The following is a 14438-nucleotide window of genomic DNA, read 5'->3' on the forward strand; positions in this document are numbered from 1 at the left end:
CTTGCGTCTAAGAGAATCTTATCTTTTTAGCACAGTGTTTAGGGCGGGTTCAGTTTAGAAATTTAACTGAACAATCCTTTCTTTGTTTATTTTATTGTCTTCGTCATGTAAACCATATCCATGCCCTCTTTTTCAGGCTCCGTATGAGTCTGATGATAGCCGTTTTTCTCATAAAAAGCTACCATGCCTTTATCCTGGAAAACCGTACACAAATCCCATTTCATAACGGTGGAGAATTTCTCCTCAATCAGACCAAGCCCCTCAGAGCCATATCCTTTATTCTGGTACTCTGGCAAAATCGCCACTGTCCCAATCCAGCCTGCTGTCTGTTCGTCATTTGTATTCAAGCGAATAAAGCCCAGAATCTTCTCGTCGTCTTTGACAAAATAATAAAAACTATTGGGCCGCTCAACCAGCTTCCAGCGAATTCGCTCTCGCTCCTCCAGATAAGGATCATATTGATCCTGATATTTCTCATAAACGGCCTTAAAACTCGCTCGCTGAATGGCAATAATAGTCTCTAAATCCTCAGCGCCTGCCCGTTCAATATAAATCATACTCGCACCTCCAAATAATCGCTCAACCTGTCCTGCAGCTGCGGAATAACCTTTTCATCTGCTAAAAACTGGCTCACATCCATCATCTGATAAGCCTGCCCCTCATCGCCAAAGGCGATACTGGCAAAATCTTCCTGAGTGATGGTTCCCACTATAAAAATAGAGGTTTTATCTGGATCAAGCATTCCTTGATATTCCCTAGCCCAGAGAATATCCGCTTCTTCAAGCTTCAAACCAAGCTCTTCGAAAACTTCTCTTTGGACGCATTCAAAAGGTGTCTCCTCGTCCTCGCGGCCACCGCCTGGCAGCTCCCACATATTGGGCCAAGGGATGGATGAAATATTGTCTCGCAAGATAGTCAGCAGCTTGTCATCACTGAGCAAGGCAATCTTGCAGCCAGAAAATTCCATCTGTGTGTGCAGCAAATCTAGTCCTTCTGCATCCGCCATCAGCGCCTCCTAGTACCTCGGATAGGGATAAAAGTCTGTCTCAGTCAAGTCAGCTCTGCCATTTTCAAATGCCTCAGCATTCCAAGCCATCTCAAACTCTGCTGCCTCTGGATCTGCTAAAAAGTCCATGAGTGCATCAAGGCCAGACTCAGCCGTTTGGGTTAGGAAATCCACGAAATAAGCCAGAAACTCCCTTGACAGCCCCTTCTTCGGCTCATAGGGCAGGGCAGCCAGATAGTCCTCGGCCTCAAAACGAGACTTGACCGGATTATAGAAAAGCACAGCTTCCTCAAAGTAAATATCCTCTGCCGAGGCATTACCCTCAGCATCAACCGTCTCAATACCGCCGGGATTTTGCACCTCAAGGAGGAAGGCCACTTCCACTGCGTGATTCTTCTTGTCCCAGTTTATCTCATAGTCAAAAGGAAAGCTCTTCCCCATTTCCTCGTCCAATATCTCTAAAAAACCGTACTTAGCCATGATTTCCTCTTTTCATTGTGATAAAATATTACTATCTATAATAGTAACACAAAAAGCCAAGAAAAACACTTGCAGAAAGGAAATCTTATGCCAGAAAACCTCGCCCTGCGCATGCGGCCAACCAGCATTGATCAGATCATCGGCCAGCAACATCTGGTCGGACCCGGGAAAATCATCCGCCGCATGGTTGAAGCCAACCGCCTGTCCTCGATGATTCTATATGGACCACCCGGCATCGGCAAAACCTCCATCGCCTCGGCTATTGCCGGCACAACCAAGTTTGCCTTTCGGACCTTTAACGCCACCGTAGATAGCAAGAAACGCCTGCAAGAGATCGCTGAAGAAGCGAAATTTTCCGGCGGACTGGTGCTCCTGCTAGACGAGATTCACCGTCTGGACAAGACCAAGCAAGACTTTCTGCTGCCACTATTAGAAAGCGGGCTGGTCATTATGATTGGGGCGACGACGGAAAATCCTTTCTTCTCAGTGACACCCGCTATTCGCAGCCGGGTTCAGATATTTGAACTTGAGCCCCTCAGCAACGACGACATTCGGACAGCTATTCAGTTAGCCTTGACAGATAAGGAACGAGGATTTGATTTTCCAGTGGAGCTAGACAAGGAAGCTCTGGACTTCATCGCTATCTCTACCAACGGAGACCTGCGCTCCGCCTATAACTCGCTGGACCTAGCCGTACTCTCTACCCCAGAAGATAGCAAGGGCATCCGTCACATCACGCTCGATGTCATGGAAAACAGCCTGCAAAAGAGCTATATCACCATGGATAAGGACGGGGACGGCCATTACGATGTCCTCTCTGCCCTGCAGAAGTCCATCCGTGGCTCCGATGTCAATGCCAGCCTCCACTACGCAGCTCGCCTCGTTGAGGCAGGAGACTTGCCTAGCCTAGCTCGACGCTTGACCGTTATCGCTTACGAAGATATTGGCCTAGCAAATCCTGACGCCCAAGTCCATACCGTTACAGCCCTGGAAGCAGCCCAGCGGATCGGCTTTCCTGAAGCCCGTATCCTCATTGCCAATATTGTTATTGATCTGGCTCTGTCGCCCAAGTCCAACTCAGCCTATGTGGCTATGGACAAGGCTTTAGCCGACCTCAGAAAGAATGGAAATCTGCCCATCCCACGCCACTTACGAGACGGCCACTACGCAGGAAGCAAAGAATTGGGCAACGCACAGGACTATCTCTACCCTCACTCCTATCCTGGAAATTGGGTCAAGCAAGACTATCTACCTGACAAGATAAAAGACGCCAATTATTTCACTCCCAATGAAAATGGCAAATACGAGCGAGCCCTGGGATTGACCAAGAATAAGATCGATGACTTAAAAAAATGATGGCATCGTTTGCAAAAAATCACATTTTTCTCTTGAATTTTTCAAAATTTATGGTATTATAATTATAGAAACGCTGTGGTGTACGACTTCACACTTAAGTGTTGACCGACTATTTTTTGTATTATTAGGGAAACAAAAGACTTCTAACAGCGTGCAAGCCGTGTCACGCGGAAGCAGCTTCAGTTAGAGCGAGTTGCCCACCTGCTTAATTGCGCGGGTTCAATACAAATCGTGAAGGTCCGGCACCAATACAGCTTTTTCTCTTGCCTCCTTAGCTCAGTTGGTAGAGCAGTAGACTCTTAATCTATGGGTCGCAGGTTCGAGCCCTGCAGGGGGCATAGAAAGTATGACTAAGAAAGCCTACTCTGTAGGCTTTTTTGCTTGCTCTGAAATCATTTTGCCCCACTTTCTGCCCCACATTTTTTTATGAGCAATCTTTCCAAACATCTCTAATTTGATTAAATTCTTCAAAAATTTTCTCTTCTAAAGTGTGTCCATATACTTCTACTAACATTGAAATATCTCTATGCCCTAGAATTTTTGCAATAACTCCAAGGTCAAATCCTTTGTGCCAGAGGTAGCTTCCATAGGTATGACGTGCTCCTTTTGTCGTGATAATTGGATAAATATCTAATTCATTTAAAAGAACACTCAAAGCTTTATTGACACTTGCAATATCTGGTACCAAGTGAATATATCCATAATGCTGAAAAATCATTTTATACCTATTCTTGATTCCTAGCTCTTTATTAGCCTTCTCCTGTTCAATTTTTAGGACTTGTAATATCTTAATACATTCTTCGTCTATCGGTACCATCCGAATAGACGTTTTATTTTTTGGAGGGACAAATTTATGAGAAAGGGTATTAAACCTCCTATATGTTTTTAGCAGTCCTCTGTCAAAGTCAACTTCATTCCAAGTTAACGCTATTAACTCTCCAAACCTCATGCCTGTTTTTAATAGAAAATAGACAATATAAGGAACAATTGAACGTTGGTAATCAAATTTTCTCTTTACTGCTAAAAGTAAATCCAGATAGTCCTTTTCTGTATGTAAATATTTCTCTTCTGTCATCTGTTGTTCTTTGGATGAAAATAATTTGCTGTATGAGGGCGATTTTCTTTTTGTAAGTCAGACTGAAACTTCCAAATTGTTTATTTATTTTATTGACATTTTCTATAAAAATAAGTACAATAGTTTTATTAGAAAACTATACTATATAGGGGGTATTGAAATGAAATTTTCTAATCGTTTACTGCTATTCCTTGCAGGAGTTGTTTTTGTCCTTTTAGGACTTTTCCTATTTACAAACCCAGTAGCTAATCTTGTTGCTTACAGCTGGTGGATTTCATTTGGTTTACTGGTTTCTTCTATAGCAGCTATTTTAGGCTATTTCTCTGCACCAAAAGAGCTTCGCTCACCTGTTTATCTTTTCCAAGGATTTGTTAGTCTTCTCTTAGCTCTTTACCTCGTTGCTTATGGCTTTGTGACCCTGCCGGTCGTCATTCCGACCATTGTAGGAATTTGGTTAATTGTAGAAGCCATTATTGCTTTCTTTAAAGGCAATCGTCTAGGATTGATTTTCCCTATTATTGGTAGCAATATCATGTGGGTAGCCTTGCTTGAATTTTTACTAGGTCTAGTGATTCTGTTCAATCCAGTGGCTACAGGTGTCTTTGTCGTTTATGTCATTGCCTTTTCATTTTTAGTTACTGGCTTCACCTACATTATTGAGGTCTTTCGTAAATAGTCTAGTTGCTATTTCTATCGCATTCAAAAAAGCTGGGAAATCATATTCTCAGCTTTTTTGTCTCTTTAATTATCACTTTTTCGCATTCCATTCTGCGTAGAATTGCTCCAAGTATTCTTCCAAAAAGTGATGGCATAGTGCTCTAGCATTCGATAAGTTGCAATAATAACCGGTCGAGAACGGGGCATCGACTCAATCATACCGAAAATAAAAGAGCGAATGTTATCTGCAAAAAGAAAGCTTAGATTCTTTGCGATTTCAACAAAAAAAGCACTGTTTGTACTGACCCCAAAAAGTTAGACAAGTAATTTAAGTGAAGGATTTAGTTCTGTATTTCACAGGACTAATGTAAGTGGCTCATTTGGACTATCCTCCTGTTTTGTTTTGTCACTTACAGTATAGTCCTTTTAGGCTTTTCTTGTATTTTGAGTTTAACTAGCACCACGGGTATTATTTTTCCTTTTACTTACCAGATAGAAGTTAAAACTTAATTGAAAAGAACCATTTAATTTAACTAATGAGAGAAATTTTCGAAAAAAAATTAACAGACTGAAGAGACTGAGGTAATTAGGAATCGGTAAACAGTCCATCTCTGATTACGAAAAACAAAAAAGCTATCCTACCTTTGCAAATTTGGATAAGATAGCAGAATATTTTAATGCAACTCCAACCCAACTCTTTGGAACGAGTAAAGAGATTGAGTTAGAAAAGAGTGTTCTTGAATCTAATGAATACTCTGATAAAGTAAGTGAAATCTTAAAAGCTGTCAAATACATCGAGCATTTCCTACATACTGATGGACAGTACTTAGAGGATTTACTTTACCTAACAAGAGGCAACCAACTATACACAGAAGATGGAAAAGAGTTGTATATTGATCCAACTTCTCAGAAAAGAACACTTCATACCCAATATGAACCTGGTTTTATTGAAGCAAGAGATAAATCTCCACTAGAGCTCTTAATTGAAAATAAGGAGCTATTAGATTAAATAAAAAAAGCGAGGATATCCTCGCTTTTCTATTGTAAAATCTTATTCTTCATTATCAATCATCAAACACTCTGCCTGTGAGTTGGTACATGAGGTAAATGTGCTCCAAGGTTTTGACAATTCGCGTCACATGAAGTTATTTAAGCATCTCCTTTTCTCTCATTACCATTTTCTGTTATAATAAATTGTACTTCTAGAATAGAAAGGACTTAAGATGACAACTCTTATTAAACATAAACGTGTAGAATTTTCAGAACTTTTTTATGACCTAGTTTTTGTTTTTGCAATTTCAAAAGCAACTACTTTAATTGAGCATCTTCATAACGGTATTTTGACTTGGAATTCTTTCCTTGATTTTTTCATGGCTGTTTTGGTTCTCACTGATTCATGGATGATTCAAACCGTTTATACCAATCGCTATGGAAAGAACTCTTTATTTAACATGGTAATCATGTTTATCAAAATGGGACTTTTACTCTTTATAGCCAATATGATTGGACCTGATTGGCAACAATATTTTCATTATCTTTGTTGGGCTGTTGGTACATTAACCTTTACCTTATTTTTACAATATTTGGTTGAATTTTTTAGAAAATCAACCGATAATGTTGAACGGAAAAGTATCAAAGGTTTTCTATGGATAACAGGTCTAGGAAGTTTAGGAGTCTATCTAGCAGCTCTTCTTCCTCTTCCTATTACGTTAGAGTCTATATCTTCTTTGCTAGTATTCTGCTAACATTTATTATGCCAATTATCTTGCTTAGTAAAGATAAGCATTACCAGGTAAATCTCCCCCATTTAATCGAGCGCATCTCCCTTCTTGTCATTATTACGTTTGGAGAGATGATTATGGAGCTAGCTAACTTCTTTACAATCGAGAATTTCTCGATTTATTCGGTTCTTTATTTCATTATTATGCTTTCTCTGTTCCTATTTTATTTTGGTGAATTTGACCATGCTATTGATGAAAAATCTAATCAAAAGGGACTATTTCTAATTTACAGTCACTATCCTATTTTCATTGGACTTATTATGATGACTGTATCGATGAGTTTTCTTCAGAATCCTGAAGCTAATCGTCTCTTTGCAACCATCTTCTCTTATATCGGATTTGGCCTCTTCCAAGTTGCTGTCCTAGTAAATGGGCCCTGTAACAAACACTATCTTCGCTATTCGAAAAGTTACTACTGTGTCCAAGCGACACTCTATCTGGCTGCCTTGATTCTCTCTTTAATCTTTGCTTCTAATCCTATAATAGTAGTGAGTATAACAACCATTTTAGCTCTAGCTATAGCCATTCATTTTATTTATTTTTATGTGACACAGAATAAAAAATATTCCAAATCTAACTGGGGGTTATTTTAATGAGTTTATAACATTAAAAAGCTTTGGGAACCAAGGCTTTATATGATATCAATCACCGACCACGAAAATGTTTAGCTTACAGAACTGCTAGTGAAGCTCTAGAGGATGAGTTCGAGTAAATGTTGCACTTATTCTTGCAATTTATCATTTACTTGATGCACGAACTCGATATTTTTTTCGTTAATTTGTTTTTGCCCCACTTTTGCCCCATTTTTAAATCCTGACATTGAAAATACCTAAAAGTATTTCCCTAAAATCAGCTATATTTCAACATTTTTGTTTATTTTCAATATGAAAAGTTCTTACAAATTCATGCAGGGGGCATAGAAAGTATGACTAAAAAGCCTTGGAATCTAAGGCTTTTTCATTATTTTACAAGTTTTTGTCTCATTAATAGCACAATAAAAAGGCTTCAAACCATTGTTTTTGATCAATAGTTTGAAGTCTTTTTTACTTTATTGATTTCAAAAAAGTTGTACTTTCTTTGATGTGCCTTACATCATGCCGCCCATCATACTTGGGTCCATAGCTGGTGCTGCTGGCGCAGGTTCTGGCTTATTAGCCACAACAGCTTCTGTTGTCAAAATCAAGCTAGCAACTGAAGCGGCATTTTGCAGGGCTGAGCGCGTTACCTTAACTGGGTCAATGATTCCAGCTTCAATCATGTTCACCCATTCGCCAGTCGCAGCATTAAAGCCTGTACCTGCTTCAGAGTTTTTCAGGCGGTCAATGATGATAGAGCCTTCAAATCCTGCATTCAAAGCGATTTGACGGACAGGCTCTTCCAAGGCACGGAGGACGATGTTACGACCTGTTGCTTCATCACCTGTTAATTCGAGAGCAGCTACTGCATCCAATACGCTAACAAAGGCTGTACCACCACCTGACACGATTCCTTCTTCTACTGCGGCACGAGTCGCGTTAAGGGCATCTTCGATGCGGAGTTTCATTTCTTTAAGTTCGGTTTCGGTTGCCGCACCGACCTTAATCACCGCCACACCACCGGACAATTTAGCCAGACGTTCTTGTAGCTTTTCTTTATCAAACTCAGAAGTTGTACTTTCGATTTGAGATTTGATAACGGCCACACGATTGGCAATAGCTTCTGGATTACCAGAGCCTTCCACAATCACAGTGCTATCCTTGTCAACAGTTACTTTAGAAGCTTGTCCAAGCGCTTCAATGGTCGCATCTTTGAGCTCCAGACCAAGGTCTTCTGTAATCACTGTACCACCAGTCAAGATTGCAATGTCTTCCAACATAGCCTTTCGACGGTCACCGAAACCTGGCGCTTTAACAGCCACTACATTAAAGGTACCACGAATCTTGTTAAGAACCAATGTTGGCAGAGCTTCACCATCCACATCATCTGCAATGATCAAAAGCGGACGGTTGGTTTTCAAAATACTTTCCAACAATGGCAGAATCTCTTGAATGTTAGAAATTTTCTTGTCTGTAATCAAGATATAAGGGTTGTCCAGATCAGCCACCATTTTTTCACTATCTGTCACCATGTATTGAGACAGGTAGCCACGGTCAAACTGCATTCCTTCTACGACATCCAGCTCTGTTTCCATACCCTTGGACTCTTCGATAGTGATAACGCCATCGTTGCCAACTTTTTCCATAGCTTCAGAAATGTACTCGCCGACTTTTTCGCTACGAGAAGACACGGCAGCAACCTGAGCAATTGCTTCTTTGTTAGAAACTGGAATCGCAGTTTCTTTCAGCGCGCTGACAGCAGTCGCAACTGCTGCTTCAATCCCGCGGCGGATACCGATTGGGTTAGCACCAGCTGTAACATTTTTAATCCCTTCGCGGACGATAGCTTGCGTCAATACAGTAGCAGTCGTTGTTCCGTCACCAGCGATATCGTTGGTCTTCGAAGCAACTTCTGACACCAGCTTAGCGCCCATATTTTCAAAATGGTCTTCCAGCTCGATTTCCTTGGCAATGGTCACACCGTCATTGGTGATAAGGGGTGAACCAAAAGATTTTTCCAAAACGACATTGCGACCTTTAGGGCCCAAAGTCACCTTGACAGTATCTGCTAGAATATCCACACCACGAACCATTGCACTACGTGCATCTGATGAAAATTTAATATCTTTTGCCATTTTTAAACCTCTTTCTTAGATTTTTACTCCACAATTGCAAGAATGCTTGCTTCTCCAACAACCAAGAATTTCTCATCCTGATCTTTGACTTCAACGCCAGCATGGCTTTCAACTAAAACCTTATCACCTAGCTTGACACTTGGCGCGACCAGCTCTCCGTTGAGCGTACGGATTCCTTGGCCAACTGCGATGACTTTTGCTTCTTTTGTCGCGTCTTGTCCTGCACCAGCAATGACAAAGCCTCCAACTTTCTGTTCTTTTTCTTCTACTTTTAAGACCACACGGTCACCTAATGGTTTTAACATCTTTATTCCTCCAAAGATTGAATTTTAGCACTCTATGACATCGAGTGCTAATCTATAGTTAATATTGTATCACTTGGTCAGAAATAGTCAAGAAAAAACTTTGCCGAATGACAAAGTTTTTGGGGGAAAGTTAAATGGAAACCTTATTGAGCTAACTTCAGTTTCTCTTCAAAATCATCAATAACCTTTTGCAAATTTAGTCTACCCTTGTAGATGCCATAGCCAAAGACCAGCATGACAAGAATTCCCAAAACAGCTAAGATGACTCCTACGATGAACAGAAGCAGATTAGTTCGATGAAAGAGATAGATCAGGACAAAACTGATTACTTCCTTTCAACAAACGAAGATATCCTCATGGATACCTCCGTTTCTGTAAACATTTATTCAAATACAAATTGATTGTGGTAGAGCTCAGAATAGAAGCCACCTAGATGCAGCAATTCATGATGATCGCCTCTTTCAATGACTTCCCCATCTTTTAAGACAATAATCTGGTCCGCATTCAATATGGTCTTTAAGCGGTGAGCGATGACAAAGCTGGTCCGTCCTGCCACAATGGCCTCCATCGCGCTCTGGATCTTGCTCTCGGTTACCGTATCAACGTTGGAGGTGGCCTCATCCAAGATCAGCACTTGAGGATCGGTCAAAAGGGTTCGAGCAATCGAAATCAATTGCTTTTGACCTGTTGAAAAGATGTTTTGATCATCATCTACGATTGTGTCGTATTTATCAGGCAAGCTTTCAATATACTCGTGAATATGGGTAGCACGCGCAGCAATTTCAACCATCTCCTGACTGGCATCCGGCACTCCAAATCGGATATTGTCTCGAATGGTTCCGCTGAACAAGACAGAATCTTGCAAAACGATACCTACATGACTGCGCAAACTATCCAAGTCATAGTCTCGGATATCGCGCCCGTCAAATTCGATACTGCCCTTATCCACATCGTAAAAACGATTGATCAGGTTCATGATGGTCGTCTTCCCTGATCCTGTCGGTCCTACAACGGCAATCATCTTACCTTTTGGCGCTGAGATAGAAACATCCTTCAAAATCGGCTTACCTTCGACATAAGAGAAATCTATATGCTTTATCTCGACGCCTTCTCTCAGCTCGGTAAAGGCTGGTGCATTCTGAGGACGCACTTCCTCAGGCGCATCAAACATTTCCTGAATCCGATCCGCACCAGTGAAAGCCAGCTGCAGACTTCCCCAGCTTGCCGCAACCTGAATGATAGGCTGATAGTACTGCTGAGAAAACTGTGTAAAGGTTGAAATCAGACCAATGGCTACTGAGGTCTTCACATTAGGATCATTGAGCATAATGGCCGAGCCCACAAAAATCACGATAGCCGTATTGATCAGGCTCATTCCGTTCATGACAGGAAAGAGCAAGCCAGAAAAGGCACGTCCTTTGAAAGTAGCTGACCGAACCTTATCATTTTGCTGGACAAAGCCTTTGATGACTTCTTCCTGCATTCCCTGCACAATAACTGCCTTCTGGCCGGAAATCGTCTCATCCATATAAGCATTGAGCTGACCAACTTCTTTTTGCTGCAAGTCTGTGTACTTGCGAGCCAGCTTGACGATAGACACCAAGACAATGATGGCTACTGGCGTACTGGCAATCGTCACCCAAGCCAAGGTCGCATGCCGCATAAACATGATGATAATCAGACCGATGTAGAGAGCAATATTGCTCATCACTTGGACTAGGCTCTCGTTGAAAGCCTGCAAGATATTATCCAAATCGCTGGTAAAACGCGACAAGATATCTCCATCTTGATGGCGGTCAAAGAAGGAAACGGTCAAGCGAGCTAATTTTCCAAAGAGCCCCTTGCGCATTTCATTGGTTGAATAGGAAATGATCCGACTCATCAGCAGCATGTAAATCAAGCTCGATAGCGAAAGGAAGATGAAAGCCAACGCTAAATTCCACATGATTCCTTGAAAAGCAGCAAAGGCTGAAACATCACCTGAAGCAAGCTTGCCACTCGCAAAAGCACTCCCCAACTCCACCAGCTCACTGATGGCGAGACCTGTAAAAATCGGAAAGAGAACCTGTAAAACCGTCGAGATGACAATCATAATCATGACGACCAAAAAGGCCAGTTTATACTGCTTGAAATATTGCCAGAAAAATTTTGCTGTCTTCATATTAGTCCTCCTTTCCTTTTTGTGTCTCATAAATTTCTCGGTAGACATCATTTGTAGCAACCAAGTCTGCGTGTCTACCCTGCCCAATCAAGCGTCCTTGATCTAGCACCAAAATCTTGTCCGCATGAACAACGGAGCTAATCTTCTGGGCAATAATAATAGTTGTGGTTCCCTTCAAATCCTTGTTCAGCGCCTCCTGAACCAGTTTTTCGGACTTGGCATCCAGAGCTGAAGTCGAGTCATCTAGGATAAGAATATTAGGATTGCTGACAACACCACGCGCGATGGACATTCTTTGCTTTTGTCCGCCAGAGAAATTATTTCCCCGTTCTTCGACTTGGCTGTTGTAGGTGTCTTCCATGCGATTGATAAACTCGCTTGCCTGAGCAATGCGCGCCGCCTGTTCTAATTCTGGCAAGCTAGCATTTTGCTTTCCTTGACGCAGATTGTCCGCAATCGTCCCCTTAAATAAAATAGCTTTTTGCAGAACGATGGAGACATTTTTTCTCAGCGAAGCTTCACTAATATCTCGCAGGTCTTTGCCACCAATTTTGATGGAGCCTTCCTGAGGATCAAAAAGACGTGGAATGAGCTGGGCCAGAGTTGATTTCCCTGCTCCCGTCGCTCCGACAACACCAATCATCTCTCCCGATTTGACTTCAAAGCTAATATCCTTGAGCATAGGCTCTGTATCTGTCGGGTAGGTAAAGGTCACATGGTCAAAGACCAGACTACCTTCCAAATCTTCTTCAGCTTCATTCTTGAAGGTCATCGCTGGCTCTGTATCCAAGACCTCCTTGATCCGCCGAATCGATACCATAGCACGTGTAACGGTATTGCCCAAAAAGCCAACCATGATAATAGTAAACATTATTTGATTCAAGTAAGAAATGAAAGAAACAATCGAGCTAACCAAGCCTGGATCCATCTGTATCATGCTAGACAAGAGCCACATGGTCAGATAGACAGCCCCATAGCCGACGATCATCATCATTGGTTGAACGATCGAAAAGGCATAGCCAATAAAGAGATTTTGCTCTAGAAGTTCATCTGAAACTTGCGTAAACTTCTGATACTGCTCTCTCTCCTGCACGAAAGATTTGACGACACGGACGCCACGCAGATTTTCTTTGGCAATCGAATTGATCTTTTCTAAGAGAACTTGGAATTTGGCAAAGCGTGGACCCATCAAGCCCATCATCACTCCTGTCAAAAAGAAGACCAAAAAGACCATCAAGACAATGACCCACCACAAGGAAGGAATGGTCACCACCGCCAAAATAAAGGAACCTAAAAATAAAATAGGTAGGCGGAATAAAATCTGAAACATCATCATGACCAAATTTTGTACTTGGTTGATGTCATTGGTCATGCGGACGACGAGATTCCCCGCATTGAACTGTTCAATATTGGCATAAGAGAAGGTCTGGATTTTCCGAAAGGTTTTTTCCCGTAAATCCGACGACACACCTTGCGCAATATAGGCTGCCAGGGTCACATTTGCCCCGCCAGCAAGCAGGCCAACCAGACCAAAACCCAGCAACCAAGCCCCCAAACGATAGATTTCTTCCCGGTTTCCTGACAAAAGAGCATTCAAGACATCTTTGAGATACAGGGGCTGCAACAGCGAGCTAGCTAGCATCAGCGATGTCATAAGAAGAGATAGAAAGATAAATAATTTATAGGCTGATAAAGCTTTTCTGAACATAATTCCTCCTCGTAGATTTTTAACTTTGTTTAGCTTCCTTACTATATCATAGATAAAAACAATGTCAAGTAAGAAATTTCAGTTATTATATGGTACAATATAATAAATAACTCTAAAAGCAAGTGAGTCCTTTTGTGGGTCTCGTACAAGGAGAAAAGATGGATAAACAACGAATTGCTGTGATTGGTCCTGGTTCGTGGGGAACGGCTCTGTCGCAAGTCCTCAATGATAATGGCCATGAAGTCCGAATTTGGGGCAATATTGCAGAGCAGATTGACGAAATCAATCACCAACATACAAACAAACGCTATTTCAAAGATGTGGTTCTAAGCGAGGAAATTAAGGCTTATCATGACTTGAACTATGCTCTAGAAAACGTCGATGCTGTGCTTTTTGTCGTACCGACCAAGGTGACTCGTCTGGTAGCCAAACAAGTTGCGCAAACCTTGGATCACAAGGTAAAAATCATGCACGCATCCAAGGGATTAGAGCCTAACAGCCACAAACGGATTTCGACTATTCTGGAAGAAGAAATCCCTGCAGACTTGCGTAGCGAGATTGTCGTTGTTTCAGGACCTAGCCATGCTGAAGAAACTATCGTTCGCGACATTACCCTGATTACCGCAGCATCTAAGGACCTCGAAACCGCTAAGTATGTGCAGGAACTCTTCAGCAACCACTATTTCCGCCTCTACACCAATACTGATGTCGTTGGAGTGGAGACAGCAGGTGCTCTGAAAAACATCATCGCAGTCGGAGCTGGAGCTCTCCATGGACTGGGTTATGGTGACAATGCCAAAGCTGCCATCATCACACGCGGACTGGCTGAAATTACCCGACTGGGTGTCAAACTTGGAGCCAGCCCTCTGACTTACAGCGGTCTTTCTGGTGTCGGCGACTTGATTGTCACAGGAACTTCTGTCCACTCTCGCAACTGGCGGGCCGGCGATGCACTGGGTCGCGGCGAAAAACTGGCTGATATTGAAGCCAATATGGGTATGGTTATCGAAGGAATCTCTACCACCAAGGCAGCCTACGAACTGGCTCAGGAGCTCGGTGTCTATATGCCAATTACCCAAGCCATTTACAAGGTCATCTACGACGGCCATGATATCAAAGATGCCATTCATGATATGATGAATAATGAATTCAAAGCTGAAAATGAGTGGTCTTAATTTACAATATTTTTTTAAAGGAGA

Annotated in this window: 11 protein-coding genes, 1 tRNA gene, 1 other RNA gene and 3 pseudogenes; 7 read left to right on the plus strand and 9 right to left on the minus strand. The window is 42.0% G+C overall.

Features of this window, described 5'->3' with window-relative positions:
* Nucleotides 1-86 precede the first annotated feature (86 nt).
* Genes O3651_RS03355 through O3651_RS03365 form a run of 3 tightly spaced genes read right to left on the minus strand, consistent with a single transcriptional unit; the run spans nucleotide 87 to nucleotide 1486 of the window.
* Nucleotides 87-557, minus strand: coding sequence for a GNAT family N-acetyltransferase (locus tag O3651_RS03355; RefSeq protein WP_371609567.1), 471 nt, complete (start codon nucleotides 555-557; stop codon nucleotides 87-89).
* The gene (locus O3651_RS03360; RefSeq protein WP_371609568.1) at nucleotides 554-1006 is read right to left on the minus strand and encodes an NUDIX hydrolase; all 453 of its coding nucleotides are present in this window, start codon (nucleotides 1004-1006) and stop codon (nucleotides 554-556) included. Before O3651_RS03360 ends, O3651_RS03355 begins: the two co-directional genes overlap by 4 nt.
* A 9-nt stretch (nucleotides 1007-1015) precedes the next feature.
* Entirely contained in the window at nucleotides 1016-1486 is a 471-nt protein-coding gene (locus tag O3651_RS03365; RefSeq protein WP_002910801.1) for a DUF3013 family protein, read from the minus strand.
* Between the two features lie 87 nt (nucleotides 1487-1573).
* Between O3651_RS03365 and O3651_RS03370 the strand changes: the two genes are divergently transcribed.
* The 3 genes from O3651_RS03370 to O3651_RS03380 all read left to right on the plus strand — a co-directional run bounded on the left by O3651_RS03370 (nucleotide 1574) and on the right by O3651_RS03380 (nucleotide 3180).
* A complete protein-coding gene (locus tag O3651_RS03370; RefSeq protein WP_371609569.1) occupies nucleotides 1574-2842 on the plus strand; it encodes a replication-associated recombination protein A in 1269 nt (422 codons plus the stop codon).
* A gap of 67 nt (nucleotides 2843-2909) precedes the next feature.
* A non-coding RNA gene (gene ssrS, locus O3651_RS03375) (6S RNA) lies at nucleotides 2910-3103 on the plus strand.
* Nucleotides 3104-3107: 4 nt separating this feature from the next.
* Nucleotides 3108-3180, plus strand: a tRNA-Lys gene (locus O3651_RS03380).
* A gap of 86 nt (nucleotides 3181-3266) precedes the next feature.
* Here O3651_RS03380 and O3651_RS03385 read toward each other — a convergent pair.
* A pseudogene (locus O3651_RS03385) lies at nucleotides 3267-3944 on the minus strand (site-specific integrase); the annotation flags it as partial.
* Between the two features lie 133 nt (nucleotides 3945-4077).
* Between O3651_RS03385 and O3651_RS03390 the strand changes: the two are divergent.
* The 3 genes and pseudogenes from O3651_RS03390 to O3651_RS03400 all read left to right on the plus strand — a co-directional run bounded on the left by O3651_RS03390 (nucleotide 4078) and on the right by O3651_RS03400 (nucleotide 6948).
* Nucleotides 4078-4593, plus strand: coding sequence for a DUF308 domain-containing protein (locus O3651_RS03390; protein WP_106387979.1), 516 nt, complete (start codon nucleotides 4078-4080; stop codon nucleotides 4591-4593).
* A 573-nt stretch (nucleotides 4594-5166) separates the two neighbouring features.
* Nucleotides 5167-5583: a helix-turn-helix domain-containing protein gene (locus O3651_RS03395; RefSeq protein WP_071788307.1), complete on the plus strand. Its 417-nt coding sequence runs from the start codon at nucleotides 5167-5169 to the stop codon at nucleotides 5581-5583.
* 214 nt (nucleotides 5584-5797) lie between these two features.
* A pseudogene (locus O3651_RS03400) lies at nucleotides 5798-6948 on the plus strand (low temperature requirement protein A).
* Between the two features lie 494 nt (nucleotides 6949-7442).
* Here O3651_RS03400 and groL read toward each other — a convergent pair.
* The 5 genes and pseudogenes from groL to O3651_RS03425 all read right to left on the minus strand — a co-directional run bounded on the left by groL (nucleotide 7443) and on the right by O3651_RS03425 (nucleotide 13239).
* Nucleotides 7443-9065 carry a chaperonin GroEL gene (gene groL / locus O3651_RS03405; RefSeq protein ID WP_005591590.1) on the minus strand — a complete coding sequence of 541 codons (1623 nt, stop codon included), beginning with the start codon at nucleotides 9063-9065 and terminating at the stop codon, nucleotides 7443-7445.
* 23 nt (nucleotides 9066-9088) lie between these two features.
* The gene (gene groES / locus O3651_RS03410) at nucleotides 9089-9370 is read right to left on the minus strand and encodes a co-chaperone GroES (RefSeq protein ID WP_371609570.1); all 282 of its coding nucleotides are present in this window, start codon (nucleotides 9368-9370) and stop codon (nucleotides 9089-9091) included.
* A gap of 143 nt (nucleotides 9371-9513) precedes the next feature.
* A pseudogene (locus O3651_RS03415) lies at nucleotides 9514-9696 on the minus strand (DUF202 domain-containing protein); the annotation flags it as partial.
* A 56-nt stretch (nucleotides 9697-9752) separates the two neighbouring features.
* A complete protein-coding gene (locus O3651_RS03420; RefSeq protein WP_371609571.1) occupies nucleotides 9753-11531 on the minus strand; it encodes an ABC transporter ATP-binding protein in 1779 nt (592 codons plus the stop codon).
* Between the two features lies 1 nt (nucleotide 11532).
* Nucleotides 11533-13239 (minus strand): ABC transporter ATP-binding protein, encoded by a 1707-nt coding sequence (locus O3651_RS03425; protein ID WP_371609572.1) that lies wholly within the window; start codon nucleotides 13237-13239, stop codon nucleotides 11533-11535.
* Between the two features lie 158 nt (nucleotides 13240-13397).
* On the opposite strand from O3651_RS03425, the gene O3651_RS03430 reads away from it, so the two are divergent.
* On the plus strand, nucleotides 13398-14414 hold the full coding sequence (locus O3651_RS03430) for an NAD(P)H-dependent glycerol-3-phosphate dehydrogenase (protein ID WP_371609573.1): 1017 nt from the start codon (nucleotides 13398-13400) through the stop codon (nucleotides 14412-14414).
* Nucleotides 14415-14438 lie beyond the last annotated feature (24 nt).

Source organism: Streptococcus sp. 27098_8_73, from assembly GCF_041432495.1.
Classification (GTDB): Bacteria; Bacillota; Bacilli; order Lactobacillales; family Streptococcaceae; genus Streptococcus.

What these genes read in the sequence shown, in the direction of transcription:
- O3651_RS03425 (WP_371609572.1), bottom strand. Translation starts at nt 13,239, where the DNA reads ATGTTCAGAAAAGCTTTATCAGCCTATAAATTATTTATCTTTCTATCT.
- O3651_RS03370 (WP_371609569.1), top strand. Translation starts at nt 1,574, where the DNA reads ATGCCAGAAAACCTCGCCCTGCGCATGCGGCCAACCAGCATTGATCAG.
- O3651_RS03365 (WP_002910801.1), bottom strand. Translation starts at nt 1,486, where the DNA reads ATGGCTAAGTACGGTTTTTTAGAGATATTGGACGAGGAAATGGGGAAG.
- groL (WP_005591590.1), bottom strand. Translation starts at nt 9,065, where the DNA reads ATGGCAAAAGATATTAAATTTTCATCAGATGCACGTAGTGCAATGGTT.
- O3651_RS03355 (WP_371609567.1), bottom strand. Translation starts at nt 557, where the DNA reads ATGATTTATATTGAACGGGCAGGCGCTGAGGATTTAGAGACTATTATT.
- O3651_RS03390 (WP_106387979.1), top strand. Translation starts at nt 4,078, where the DNA reads ATGAAATTTTCTAATCGTTTACTGCTATTCCTTGCAGGAGTTGTTTTT.
- O3651_RS03360 (WP_371609568.1), bottom strand. Translation starts at nt 1,006, where the DNA reads ATGGCGGATGCAGAAGGACTAGATTTGCTGCACACACAGATGGAATTT.
- O3651_RS03430 (WP_371609573.1), top strand. Translation starts at nt 13,398, where the DNA reads ATGGATAAACAACGAATTGCTGTGATTGGTCCTGGTTCGTGGGGAACG.
- O3651_RS03420 (WP_371609571.1), bottom strand. Translation starts at nt 11,531, where the DNA reads ATGAAGACAGCAAAATTTTTCTGGCAATATTTCAAGCAGTATAAACTG.
- groES (WP_371609570.1), bottom strand. Translation starts at nt 9,370, where the DNA reads ATGTTAAAACCATTAGGTGACCGTGTGGTCTTAAAAGTAGAAGAAAAA.